The 13,005-nt window shown below is 45.2% G+C and carries 10 protein-coding genes; 4 read left to right on the top strand and 6 right to left on the bottom strand.

Annotated elements, in window-relative coordinates:
* Positions 1-89: 89 nt before the first annotated feature.
* From bioV to FNE76_RS00760, 4 genes are read right to left on the bottom strand one after another with little or no spacing between them, the layout of a single operon-like run.
* Positions 90-641 (bottom strand): pimelyl-ACP methyl ester esterase BioV, encoded by a 552-nt coding sequence (gene bioV, locus FNE76_RS00745; protein ID WP_120948116.1) that lies wholly within the window; start codon positions 639-641, stop codon positions 90-92.
* Entirely contained in the window at positions 641-2,296 is a 1,656-nt protein-coding gene (locus FNE76_RS00750) for an AAA family ATPase (RefSeq protein ID WP_185962950.1), read from the bottom strand. The genes bioV and FNE76_RS00750 overlap by 1 nt, the downstream gene beginning before the upstream one ends.
* Positions 2,283-3,536, bottom strand: a complete 1,254-nt coding sequence (mtaB, locus tag FNE76_RS00755) for a tRNA (N(6)-L-threonylcarbamoyladenosine(37)-C(2))-methylthiotransferase MtaB (RefSeq protein ID WP_120948117.1) — start codon at positions 3,534-3,536, stop codon at positions 2,283-2,285. The genes FNE76_RS00750 and mtaB overlap by 14 nt, the downstream gene beginning before the upstream one ends.
* A complete protein-coding gene (locus tag FNE76_RS00760; protein ID WP_235852236.1) occupies positions 3,514-5,103 on the bottom strand; it encodes a mechanosensitive ion channel family protein in 1,590 nt (529 codons plus the stop codon). The genes mtaB and FNE76_RS00760 overlap by 23 nt, the downstream gene beginning before the upstream one ends.
* A 317-nt stretch (positions 5,104-5,420) precedes the next feature.
* Between FNE76_RS00760 and FNE76_RS00765 the strand changes: the two genes are divergently transcribed.
* Genes FNE76_RS00765 through dxr form a run of 3 tightly spaced genes read left to right on the top strand, consistent with a single transcriptional unit; the run spans position 5,421 to position 8,943 of the window.
* Complete coding sequence (locus FNE76_RS00765; RefSeq protein WP_120948119.1) at positions 5,421-7,031, top strand: SLC13 family permease; 1,611 nt, start codon at positions 5,421-5,423, stop codon at positions 7,029-7,031.
* Positions 7,032-7,040: 9 nt separating this feature from the next.
* Complete coding sequence (locus tag FNE76_RS00770; protein ID WP_120948120.1) at positions 7,041-7,823, top strand: phosphatidate cytidylyltransferase; 783 nt, start codon at positions 7,041-7,043, stop codon at positions 7,821-7,823.
* A gap of 16 nt (positions 7,824-7,839) precedes the next feature.
* Positions 7,840-8,943, top strand: a complete 1,104-nt coding sequence (gene dxr, locus FNE76_RS00775; RefSeq protein WP_162983074.1) for a 1-deoxy-D-xylulose-5-phosphate reductoisomerase — start codon at positions 7,840-7,842, stop codon at positions 8,941-8,943.
* 15 nt (positions 8,944-8,958) lie between these two features.
* Here the strand turns inward: dxr and uvrB are convergent, their stop codons facing one another.
* A complete protein-coding gene (uvrB, locus tag FNE76_RS00780) occupies positions 8,959-10,929 on the bottom strand; it encodes an excinuclease ABC subunit UvrB (protein ID WP_120948122.1) in 1,971 nt (656 codons plus the stop codon).
* Positions 10,930-11,701: 772 nt separating this feature from the next.
* Between uvrB and FNE76_RS00785 the strand changes: the two genes are divergently transcribed.
* Positions 11,702-11,950: a hypothetical protein gene (locus FNE76_RS00785; protein WP_120948124.1), complete on the top strand. Its 249-nt coding sequence runs from the start codon at positions 11,702-11,704 to the stop codon at positions 11,948-11,950.
* 256 nt (positions 11,951-12,206) lie between these two features.
* Here FNE76_RS00785 and FNE76_RS00790 read toward each other — a convergent pair whose 3' ends face one another.
* Positions 12,207-12,983 (bottom strand): hypothetical protein, encoded by a 777-nt coding sequence (locus tag FNE76_RS00790; protein WP_120948125.1) that lies wholly within the window; start codon positions 12,981-12,983, stop codon positions 12,207-12,209.
* Positions 12,984-13,005: the final 22 nt, after the last annotated feature.

A 13,005-nucleotide genomic window follows, 5' to 3' on the forward strand; every position in this document is an offset into this window, starting at 1 on the left:
ATCTTTCCTTTAAATCATAACACCCAAGTCGTGTGGGGATTAAGTGGTTTTGCTATAACGGAAATTGATAAATCATAACCCAATGTTTATTATTTTTTTGCTTTTATTAATAAGTGATTAGCTCCCTTAAACTGCCACACACAGCCATAATTTCTAAAAAAGACGCACAAAGCTTTAGCGTCCATGATCGCATCTTCCAATCCGATAAAGACCTCCAAACGCACTCCCCTAGCGCATAAAAACTCTAGCTTTTCAGGGGCATAGTGGTAGTTGAGCAAAATTTGTAAATCTTGCAAGCTGCCTAAATGCGTATAACGCGCTAAACTGGGGTCTTGTGCTAAGAGCGCGCTCCAGCCGATTTTCTCAAAAAAGGCTTGCATGTAGGCGTGTGGGTTTTGTTGGTAGGCTTTGAGCTGTAAATTTTTAAAGGCTTGGCTTTTGTGGGCGAGCATACAGGGGGCAATCAACACTAGGCGTTGTATGCGTTTGTTTTGCTTAACTTGCTCACAAGCATACTCTAGCGCACAAATTGCCCCATAGCTAAAGCCAGCCACATCATAGAGTCCGCATGGTTTTAAAATCGACTCAAAAAGCCATTCTTCCCGCTGAAAACCAAAGCCACTAAAATAACGCCCCACCATCACACAAAGGAGCGCAAGATTTCTTGCATTTGGGTTTTGGAGAGTTTTTCTTTTTCCAAGAGTACTTTAGCAATGGCTTCTACCTGCATTTTAGAATTGCCCAAAAATTCCTTTTGTTCCTTATGTAGCGTGCCTAGCAACGCTTCCATATCCGCGCGATCCCCGATGAATTTATGCCCCATCGCATAATCCTCACACATGCGCTTGGCGATTTCAAAGGCGTGTTTGAGATCGTCTTTAGCTAAGGTGTAGTGCTCTTGAAAAAACAACTCTAAGATGATCATCCCACTCAGATACACCTTAATACTATTATTCATCTCACTTTGGCTACGCACCTTTTGATCGCTAGCAATCAAAAAATCCCCCACCAATAAGACCTTATCAAAATCCACATCTAGCCAGTAGGCACTAAATGCCTTCGCGCTTTGGTATAGAGAATAGAGATTTTTTTCCTGCTCGCTCAAAGCGGCATTTTTCTTCTTACCAAAGGCGATCTTATCCTTGACCTCTAAAATGTCCTTCATGGTGATGATTTGGGCGTTATGCCTAAGCGCGTTGAGCGCGCTCTCATTGACTAAAGAAGAGAGCATTGCTCCGCTAAAGCCCACGCAGATTTTAGCCACCTCTTTACAATCTAGGCTATGTTGCTTGTCTTTGAGATAAGAATCCAAAATCTGTATGCGTTCTTCTAAATCGGGCAGAGAGATAAAAATACGCCGATCAAAACGCCCGCTGCGTAGCAAGGCCTCATCCATCACATCGATCTTATTAGTCGCCCCGATCACAATCACCTGTGCGCTTTCCTCAAAGCCATCCATCTCGGTTAAAAGTTGATTGAGCGTAGCTTCCCTCTCGTCATTGCGCTGATGGCCTCTAGCCTTGCCCACAGCGTCAATCTCATCAATGAAGACAATCGAGGGGCTAAAAGCCTTCGCCTTAGCAAAGAGTTCGCGCACTCTTTTAGCCCCCACGCCCACATAGATTTGTACAAACGCGCTCCCACTATGGTAAAAAAAGGGCACTTTAGCTTCAGAGGCTAGGGCTTTAGCAATCATCGTCTTGCCCACCCCCGGGGGGCCCACCAAGAGCACGCCTTTAGGGAGTTTGATCTTTAAATCTTGGTATTTCTTGGGGTTTTTGAGATAATCTACGATCTCATAAAGCTCTTCTTTAACTTCTTTAGTGCCGGCCACATCTTCAAAGCGCACGCTAGGCAAAGTGGCATGCAAAGAGGGCATGGGCGGGCTTTGGGCTTTGAGCACATTGTCATAGGAAGTTTGCACAGGGTAATTCTTTTTGTTCCAAGCAAAGCGCAAAATGAGTGCCAAAAGAACAAGAAAAAAGAAGATGATTACAAAATCGAGGATTTGCTGGGTGGTGTTATCCTCCTCTAAAATCTCAATGGGGATATTGGTCGGAAACTGCAAAGAATCTTTCCAGCCCACCCGCGCAGTCTTGTAAATCTTAAAATCCACCTTCAAATAAATATAGCGATCATCCATCTTGATACTTTGGATTTTATCTGAATGCAATAAGGCATTAAAATCTTGGATGCTCACCAGCTTAGTGGGCTCTCTCAAAATCAAAAAGAGCACAAAAATCACGCCGACTAAAATCACCAGCGTGCCAATAGCGACCTTTTTAAAACGCCGCATAGTTGCCATCCTCCAAAACTTCATAATCTCTAAACTCCACCCATTGCCCGCATAAATCTTGGCTAGCTTGGATTTTAATTGGGTTAAAATATTGGTCATGCCCATAGTAATAGCCCTCTTTGTAACTTTCTACCAACACTTCTAAGACTTGCCCCTGCACGCGCAAGGCTTGCCTAAAGGCTAGGTTATTGCCCTGCACGTAATGTTTAATTTGATTCAAGCGGGTTCTCGCTACACTGCCATTAATCCGATTTGGCATGGTGCTTGATGGCGTGCCTGCACGGGGGCTATAGATAAAAGGGTGGATGTGGGTTAAAGGGAGTTGTTTAAAATTCTCCCATGCTTGTTGCCATGTGGGCTCATCCTCAAAAGGATGCCCCACAATAAAATCTGTCCCCAATGCAAAACCCTTAGAGGCAATATGTTCGAAAAGCACGCGATCGCTCTTGACCCGATTAACCCGCCGCATGCGCTTTAACATAGAGTCATGGCTGTGTTGCAAGGCGATATGCAAATGCTTCTCTAAAATGGGGTGATCGAGCAATTCTAAAAACTCGGCATCAATTTGGCTAGGCTCTAGGCTACCAATGCGTATGCGTTTAATGGGCGTGTTTTGGGCAATTTTTTTAATCAAACCGGCCATGTTACTCTTGGTGTCCTTGCCATAACTCCCCACATTGGTGCCGGTGAGCACGACTTCTAACACCCCGCTTTGGGCTAACACTTGGCATTGCTCTAAAATCTGATTTTCTGACAAGCTGCGGGATTTACCCCGCACAGAGGGGATGATGCAATAACTGCATTTAAAATCACACCCCTCTTGGATTTTCACAAAAGCACGGGTTTTGCCCACAAATTCTTGTAGCAAGCTTTGATCGAGTTTTTCTTGCTTGTCCTCATAAAAAAAACTCTTTTCCTGTTGTAACAAACCATCGATCTGTGTTTTGTGGTCGTGCCCAAATACGCCAAAAACATGCCCGCTCTTAAAGAGTCTGTGCCCTTGCGTATTAGCCCCACAGCCGGTAAAAAATACCCGCTTACCCAAAGCATGCATTTTTTTAGCATAGGCGCGCGCGCTGTAATCGGCATCATTAGTTACCGTGCAGGAATTGAGCACTACAATATCGGCTTCTTGTTCGCAATCCACACGCTCAAAAGCTTTCAAATGCGCCAACATCACTTGGGTATCAAATAAATTCGTGCGGCAACCAAAAGTTTTAAAATAGACTTTCTGTTTCATCGGGTTTCCTAGTCATATTTTTATTAGCAAAACCATCTGCATAATCTCTAATGATCTTGGTCGTGCTGTAAGCAACAAAAATATCGGGCTCTTTTAACAGCGCGTCTATAATACCTGCTGAGATCTTAGATTTGAGCACCAGTGTGGCATAGGAGTTAGTTTGATACCACACCGAGATATGTATCCCGTCTTTTTCTAAGGCCATGAACACTCTAGGGTTAGCACTGGTGTTGCGTAGAGAATATTTGGTGCGCATGCTGTTCATTTGTTTATAGGTCATCTCGGTATATTGCTTAGCGTGTGTGTTGGCGATGTCTAGGGCAATTTGCATCGCCTTTTTGTGGTTGGAGTCAAAGGTGATGAAAAAATCGATTCCATCCCAAACGGTTTTCATGCCAAAATGGCTATAGTTGGCGAATAGATTTGTAAAAATGTAGTTATTAGGAATAAAAATGATGCGTCCGGCGCGGTAATCATTTTCTTTGTAACTGGTTAGGGTTACATCTTCTAAAATGGTGATATAGAGCATGGAAATGTCCAGCACATCGCCCACATAGGTATTCCCCTCTTTGGAGACTTTTACCCGATCCCCCACATGCACATTTCCCCCGATCATAATGGTTAGCCAGCCTAGCAAGCTCATGAACAAATCCCGCATGGCAATGGCTAGCCCGGCACTAGCAAAGCCTAGTACGGTTACCAAATAAGACACATTCTCTAAGTAAGCAAACAAGAAAATTAAAATGATGATGTTAGCGTTGATAAAGTTGATCGCCTTGTTGATCGTGTAGGCACGCTCATTGCTATGCACGTACTTATGGCTAATGATTTTCAACACCCACGCTAAAACAATGCTCCCCAAAGCAATTAAAATCACATAGGCTAGCTTAAAGATTTGATCCTTGATCTGGGACTTGATATTTAGGCTCACTTCCTCAATGTCTTTGGCATAAATATCGATGCTGGTTTTTAAAAGACTCTGCGCCCCCTGTAATTCGATTTTTTTCGCCTGCTCTTGGTAAATCTTCTTGGAAAGATCATTGTCTTTAAAGAGATCATACATGCCTTCTCTTTGCAACAAATCCAGTTGGGTGAGGGTGTATAATTCTTGATCGATTAAGTCCAAGACATTTGCCAAACTTTGCTGGTGGTGCTTCATGGTGGTGTATTTGGCTTTAATCTGTTTAATAAAAGAAATTCCGGTTACAATGGCAATCGGGTTTGTGATACTGGGAATATTGCTGATCTGGGGTTTTTCAACGAGCTCTTTGAAAGGATTAACTTTGTATTGCTCCAAAAGATCCTCTTGGTGTTTGAGGGCTTGCAAAGTACGCTCAAGGGTGTTGATTTTAAGGGTATTGGTGTCCTTTTTGCTTTTCATAACTTTTAACCGGTGTTGGATCTGTTGGATCTGTTCATAGACTTGTTCATAATTTTCAACATTGCTAAACTTTTTGAGCCAAATATTGTCGCCAGAATTTAATGTTTTTTCAATACGCCAATATTCCTCTTGAAGATACTTGATTCGTGGGTTGTTAATGGCTGGGGTGTTGTTTCCAGACCACAGACTTTCTGCCAGCACAAGCCCCAATAAAAAGCCCCAAACACCCCTTAAAACCCATCTTGCTAACAAGGGAATCCCCCATTTTCAAATTTGACCACCCAGTATCCCAGTTAGTCTAACACAAGATGGCATATTTTCAGCAACACAAGATGCCCGGGCGTTTAGCCACTTTTGGCAAAAATCCCACCCATTGCGATTATATTGTGGTAGAGTGAGTAAATTCTTCTTATAAGCGATATCTCATATGAAACATTAAACCTCGTATTTATGCAATTTGCATATACTTCTTTTTTTTGAGGATCTTTTTTTTGAGGAGACAAATGTCAGACACAGATGCATTCAGGTATAGCCGTTGGATTCCATGGATTGGTTTTTGGGGGGGGATTATCTTAGCCCTGCTGGTTTATTTTGCCATGTCCAGCCACCTAGAGAGTATCACCCAAACTCTCAACCAACCCAAACTTAAAATTGAAGCCATGCCCATTGTCGCCAGTGTTGCGATCTTAATGGGCGTGTGGTGGATGAGCGAGGCGATTGAATTGGTCGCCACCGCCCTTTTGCCCCTTGTACTTTTTACCCTCTTGGGGGTAGCTAGCTTTAAGGATGTTGGGGCTTCTTATGGCTCGCCCATTATCTTTTTGTTCATGGGAGGCTTTGTGCTGGCAATGGCTATGCAAAAATGGAATTTGCATAGCCGAATCGCTCTTAACATCATCTTGTTAGTGGGTACAAGCCCTAGAGGCTTGGTCATAGGTTTTATGCTGGCGACCGCATTTTTATCCATGTGGGTTTCTAACACCGCCACAGCGGTGATGATGATGCCAGTAGGACTTAGCGTGCTGCACCTAGTGGCCAAATTGCTCAAGCAAGAGCAGTGCCAGACCAGCCCAGAGACCGATCCGCTCTCTTACAAAGCCACACAAGGGGGTGCACTTAATACCATTGCCAGCAAGGGGGCAGATATACCCGGCACCCCCATTTACCGTACTAACTTTAGTGTTTGCTTGATGTTGGGCATTGCCTATAGCGCCTCGATAGGTTCGCTAGGCACTCTCATTGGCACACCGCCCAACGCCCTTTTAGCCGGCTACATGCAAGAGGCTATGCATGTCAAGATCGATTTTGGTAAGTGGATGCTCTTGGGCGTGCCCCTCTCTTTGATGATGCTCTTAGGTGCATGGGTGCTTTTAACCTATGTGATTTTTCCCATTAAAATTAAAAATATCCCCGGGGGCAAGGATTTGATCCGCTTGGAGTTGCAAAAATTAGGCAAAATGAGTTCTGGGGAGATTTGGGTCGCTTGTCTATTTGCTCTAGCCTCTTTGAGCTGGATTTTTTTAGGGCATTTATTGGAATCTTTGGGGCACAAGATCGCCAATATCGATTCCATTATCGCGATGGCTGTGGCGGTGTTGCTCTTTATCATCCCCACCCCAAAGGGCCGCTTGATTGATTGGGGGAATATGCGTAAGCTACCTTGGGATGTGCTCTTGCTCTTTGGTGGAGGATTGGCTCTAAGCGCACAATTTGGCAAAACCGGGCTTTCCCTGTGGATTGGGCACCAAGTCGCGCTCTTAGGGCATGTTCCCTTGTTGCTTTTGATTGTGTTGGTGACCTCCATGGTGATCTTTTTAACCGAGATCACATCCAACACCGCCACCGCTGCAGCCTTCTTACCCGTGATTGGGGGCGTAGCCATTGGGATGGGTTATAGTGGTGTGCATACCCTCTTGCTGACCATTCCCGTTGCCCTAGCGGCTACTTGTGCTTTTATGTTACCTGTAGCCACACCCCCCAATGCAATCGCCTATGGATCGGGGTATATCCAAATGAGGGACATGATTAAAGCGGGCTTTTGGCTCAATATGATGGGGATTGGGTTGATTAGCCTTGTTACTTACACAGCAATAGCTCAAATTTTTGTGCGCTAGGAGGCGGACATGAAAGATTTTAAAGGTAAAATTTTAGCCGACAAGACACGCTATATCACAGGGGCGTTTCTCATTCTTTTAGCCATTGTTGTGTTTTATCTCAACGATCTGCTGGTTTTTTGGGGGGTATTGGGGGTGATTTTTTTGGTCTGTTTCCATGAAACTCTGCGCTTGCACCAGAAGATATATAATTTTGGTTTCAATAAGTTCTATTATTTGATTGCCGTGTTGGTGTGGGTTTTAGGCTACTTTAACCAACGCCCCGTAGAGAGCGTTTTGTTTGTGGGCATGCTCTTGGCCGGGGTGTTAGCCTACCGCACCTCCAACATGCAAAAAACTTATGTCCTGATCTATCCAGCTGTGCCCTTTTTATCTCTCTTTGCGCTTTTTAAAGATTTTGGCGTGAGTGCAGTGGTTTGGCTTGTGGTGGTGGTGGTGGTGGCTGATGTGGGGGCGTATTTTGGCGGGCGACTCTTTGGGACCACGCCCTTAAGTGCGGCTTCACCCAATAAAAGTCTGGAGGGGGCTTTGATTGGATTTGTTTTCTCTAGTTTGATTGGGGGGATTGTGGGCATCGAGAGTGTAGAGAGTGGGAAATTTTTACCCGCACTGGGCATTAGCGCGCTCACGGCTCTGAGTTCTATTTTGGGCGATTTATATGAGAGTTATTTAAAAAGGCGGGTGGGCGTGAAGGATAGTGGGCATATTTTACCCGGGCACGGTGGCATGTTGGATCGTTTTGATGCCATGCTCTTTGGAGCGATGTCCTTACACTTTTTGTTGTTATTTTGACCAACAGATGTCCTCTATGCTAATTTTAGGGAGCACGGGTTCTATTGGCGTGCAAGCCCTCCAAGTGGCGCAACGCCTTAACCTTAAGATCGAGGGCTTGAGTGCGGGGCGTAACATACCCCTTTTAAACGCCCAAATCAAAACCCACCAACCTAGCCAAGTGGCGATTTTAGATCCACATGATCGATCTTTATTGCAAGTGCCTCAAGGAGTTGAGGTCTTTGTAGGCCCTCAAGGGATTTGTGAAATGATCGCTTGCTCCCAAGCAAGCCTTGTATTAAATGCAATCGTAGGCTTTGGGGGGTTAGCCCCCACTCTAAGTGCGTTGCAACACCACAAAAAACTAGCCCTCGCCAATAAAGAGTCCTTAGTGGTGGCAGGCTGGCTTTTAGACACCAAACAGATTTTACCCATCGATAGCGAGCATTTTGGCTTGTGGGCGTTGTTGCAAAAACACCCCTTAGAGCATGTCCAAATGCTGTATTTAACCGCCAGCGGGGGGGCTTTGCGTGATGTGCCCCTTGCTGATATCCCGTATCAAAGCCTAGAAAAGGTCTTGCAACACCCTAATTGGCAAATGGGCGCGCCCATCACGATCAATTCGGCCAACATGGTCAATAAGCTTTTTGAAGTGCTGGAGGCGCATTGGCTTTTTGGACTGACTAACATCGATGCTTGCATTGAGCGCACCTCCAGCGTGCATGCTCTCATTTGCTTTAAAGATCACAGCGTGCATGCCCAACTCTCTAGCCCCAACATGCAACTACCCATCGCCCATGCGCTCATGCCCTCTTTAGCTTGCCAAACTCCTCTAATTGAGCCCCTAGACTTACTCAGTCTGCCCCCACTTAGCTTTGAGCCCATTGACACAGCGCGCTACCCTCTATGGGCACTCAAAGACACGCTTTTAGTACGCCCTAAACTAGGTGTAGTGCTCAATGCCAGCAATGAAGCCACCTTGCAAGCCTTTAGGGCAAAAAAGATCGCTTTTGGACAAATGGCTAACCTCATGTTCCAAGCCTTGGAGCATTTTGAGAGAGACACACAAAGCTTAAGCACTCTTGAGGACATTTTAGCTTTAGATAAAGAAGTGCGGGGATTTTGCACAAAACTTTGCTAGAATTTTTTCACCACACTACAACCCTCTAATCCGTGCGATCTCATCGCGCAATCTTGCCGCCTCTTCAAAGTCCAGCACTTTAGCGCGTTGTTGCATTTGCGCTCTTAAAGTTTTGATCAAGCGATCCTTTTCGCTCTTAGGCATTTTTTCTAGGGCTTTGGAGCGTTTGGGTTTGGCAGGCAGGCTATCGATCAACTCCTCTTCCACATGCCTTTGCACACTTTTAGGCTCAATGCCATGTTCTGCATTAAAGGCTTTTTGTTTAGCCCGTCTCTCATCGCTAATTTGCATCGCCCTTTGCATGCTTGCTGTGATCTTGTCTGCATAAAAGATCACCTTGCCATGTACATGCCGTGCGGCGCGCCCCATTGTCTGAATTAAGCTGGTTTCACTGCGCAAAAAGCCTTCTTTGTCCGCGTCCAAGATCGCCACTAAGGACACTTCAGGCAAGTCTAACCCCTCTCTTAACAAGTTGATCCCAATGAGCACATCAAAAACCCCTAATCTAAGCTCTCTAATCAAATGGTTGCGCTCAATGGCATCAATATCGCTATGCAGATACTGCACCCTCAAGCCCCATTCTAAATAGTGCTTGCACAACTCCTCTGCCATGCGCTTAGTCAAGGTAGTAACTAACACGCGCTCCTTTCTAGCCACCACCTCTTTAATAGTTTCGTATAAATCCCGCACTTGGTTAGCAATAGGGCGCACTTCGTATTCGGGGTCTAGTAACCCGGTGGGGCGGATAATCTGTTCAGCGATATGACCTTGTGAGAGTTCTAATTCTAGGGGGTTGGGGGTGGCTGAGACAAAGAGAAAATGGGGGGGTTTGGCGATAAACTCCTCGTATTGAAGGGGGCGATTATCCAGCGCGCAAGGCAATCTAAAGCCATAATCTACCAAGACCTGCTTACGGCTCAAGTCCCCCGCATACATCCCCCTAAATTGGGGCAGACTCACATGCGACTCATCTACGATCACCAAAAAGGGGCGTTGCTTTTGGGCGAAGTAATCCATGAGGGTATAGGGGGTCTCCCCCTCTTGTTTGCCCGTGAAGTGGCGCGCGTAATTCTCAATGCCCTTACAAATGCCTGTGGCACTAATCATTTCTAAATCAAATTCAGTACGGGTTTTGAGGCGCTCATACTCTAGGGGCTTTTGGGCTTGTTTGAAAAAGCTTAGGCGCGCTTGCAATTCTTGCTCAATGTCTTTAATGGCTTGTTGCAAACGCTCCGGGCTCACAATAAAGGCGTTTGCTGCATAGAGGGGGTAAGAGTCTAGTTGCTTTAAGGGGGTGTTTTCTAACGCGTCCATGCTAGTGATGCGCTCGATCTCATCGCCAAAAAATTCTACACGGATAAAGTTTTCATCATTGTAAGCGGGGAAAATATCCACGCACTCCCCCACCGCCCTAAACTTGCCCCGCTCTAAGATGTCTTGGCGACTATAACCCATTTCTACCAGTTTGAGCAAGAATTGCTTATAAGGGCGCACTTGCCCCACTTGGATTTTTTCTAGCATGCTCAAATACTCTCCCGGGTTGCCCAGCCCATAATTAGCCGACACGCTAGCGACCACAATCACATCATCATAGCTTAATAGCGAAGTGACCGCGCTCAAGCGCAGGCGTTCTAAATCCTCATTGATGGAGCTGTCTTTTTCTATGAATAGATCGCGTCTAGGGATGTAGGACTCGGGCTGGTAATAATCAAAGTGAGAGATAAAGTATTCTACATGGTTTTTAGGGAAGAAGCCTTTGAACTCGCTATAAAGCTGGGCGCAGAGGGTTTTATTATGGCTCATGATCAAAGTGGGCATTTGCAAGCGCGCGATCAAATTCGCCATGCTAAAGGTCTTGCCCGAACCCGTAACCCCGATCAAAGTTTGATAACGCGCCCCTTGCTTTATGCTTGTTGCTAAGACATTGACCGCTTGTGCTTGTTCAAGACTCATGGAGTAGGGAGCGTTCAAGATAAACAGGTTCATGTTAACTCTTTTAATTGTTTATTAGATCATAACATAGGAGGAGTGTATTTTGTCTCTCTTTTGTCCAGCTGTTGCTTTAAGATACCACATCAAAGTCACTTTAAATTGCAGGACTTTAAAATGCAACTCAACCATCTAGTCCAAAGAGGGGACTTTGACAACGCCACCAAAACGTTGATTAGAGAGATTAAGGGTTGGATTACCTCCCGATGAGTCATCACCTAGTGGAGGAACCCTTAGTGCGCATTGCCATTTTTGATGTCCTTAACTTGCAACGCCAAATCAGAGTTTCTTAACTTAAAAATGCCATGGACAATGGCTTTATTTAAAGAAAGTGCTCAACTATACCAGCCACTTATCTACAGCCAAACGCACCATTTTTGGTGATGAAATACACTATAGCAAGCCCCTAGAAAGTGGTAAGACTCTACACATTAGCGAAACCTACAAAGAGCTTCATGCTTGGCAATTTAGCCACATGCGGGTTGTGGAGGATTTAAAAGTTCTCATATTGATTTGGTGTGGGGGATTCTAAAAAAGGACTAGCGCACATCCTAGAGAGAAGGACACAGCAATACGGAGAGCAACAGGCTTTAGAGTCTATCCATGATTTGCCTAGAATAGTGCAAGAAGCGAAGTTTTACAAAGAATTAGAAAATAAAATCAAGCTTGTTACGCCTACAGATGTGGTTGTTTGGGGCAAGAGAGGGAGAATAACAAGTTTGTTCTCACAAGTTTTAGAGACAGAAGAAGCAAGGAGGGATTTACAGCGTTGGAGAGCGCGCAGACCAGAGACGATGCGAGCTTTACGGGTAAGTCGGTGTCAGAGCAACCAAAGGCCGATGATGTTCTCTTACCCAACCAGGACGATTTTAGCACAACCCCTCAAACAAGCCCCTTAAGTATCCCAGAACTTAAAAATCAAGCCAAGTGGATTTACACCAAAGCCCAAGAGCAAGAAGCAGGCTTTAAGCAACTCTTAGAGGGGCTTAAAGGGGGGCTCAAGCACCACAGAAACTAGCAACACGTTAAAAAGCCTAGAGAGTATCCAAGAGAAATTAGAGTATTGTAAGGGAGATGTTAGCAAAATCAACAACACGCTAAGAGGGGTGGTGATTGCGCCTAGAGAGAGTATTGGCGCACAACTAGACTATATTCTAATGACAATGCCTTAGTGGTGGAGAGTGAAGACTTTAGCCCCAAACAACACACAACTCCATAATCAGATTGCCAACTAAAGTTCTTGGCTAATCCTTTAGCTTAACTACCCAAACACATTAAAATTGATGGAGTTTTTCAAGCACCTTTTCAGGCGTGGCATCCTGATGGATTTCTGTAAAAAAGAGAGGGGCTGGGGAGGGAGCACTCTCTTCTCCAAGCCAGAATGTAGAATCTAAGATGGGGATGGACTGGGTATAACCCATAAACTCTAGCACGCTGGCACGCCTAAAGCCCACTACCCAATCATAGTTACTAGCGGTGTTAATGATAGGCTGGTAGTGTTGGGGCTTAAGGGTGTGATCGCGCTCATCAAAGAGCAATCCTGTTACCTTAGAGTCTTTATAGGACCGCAACCAGTCGGCATAATAAATCCCGGCATTCTCAATCAAGTCATCGTCAAAATCCTGATCTTTGCCCACTGCCCGTGCCGTCATTTGCAACAAAGCTAAGGGAGAGGGGAGTTGGGTCATGATGCTGATATGTAAGGTGTTTGTGGCGGTATTGATGAGGGAGCTGGTGATCTCTTTGAGTCCCTCATCTGCCATGAAAACTTTTAAAGCATAACCACTGCGTTGTTTTTCGCCCATTTTGGCGACCAAATCACGGTTATTTTTCAACTCTTCTTCAAGCATTTTATCAAAGCGCAACACTAACACGTCGGCTTGCAACAAGGAATGCACCTGCTTCATGTAGTTGCTGTACAGCGTAGCGTCATGCCATGGATAAGGTTTGTTTTGCATCAACACCTTGTGGGCGTAAGCCCGCGCATCCATGATGATCTTGGTTTGTGTAGGATTGGGGTTATTTAAGATAGCCTTGAGGGAATTCAACATGTTCTGCCTTTGGATAGAATGC

It is taken from the genome of Helicobacter mehlei (genome assembly GCF_007280785.1).
Taxonomy (GTDB): domain Bacteria; phylum Campylobacterota; class Campylobacteria; order Campylobacterales; family Helicobacteraceae; genus Helicobacter; species Helicobacter mehlei.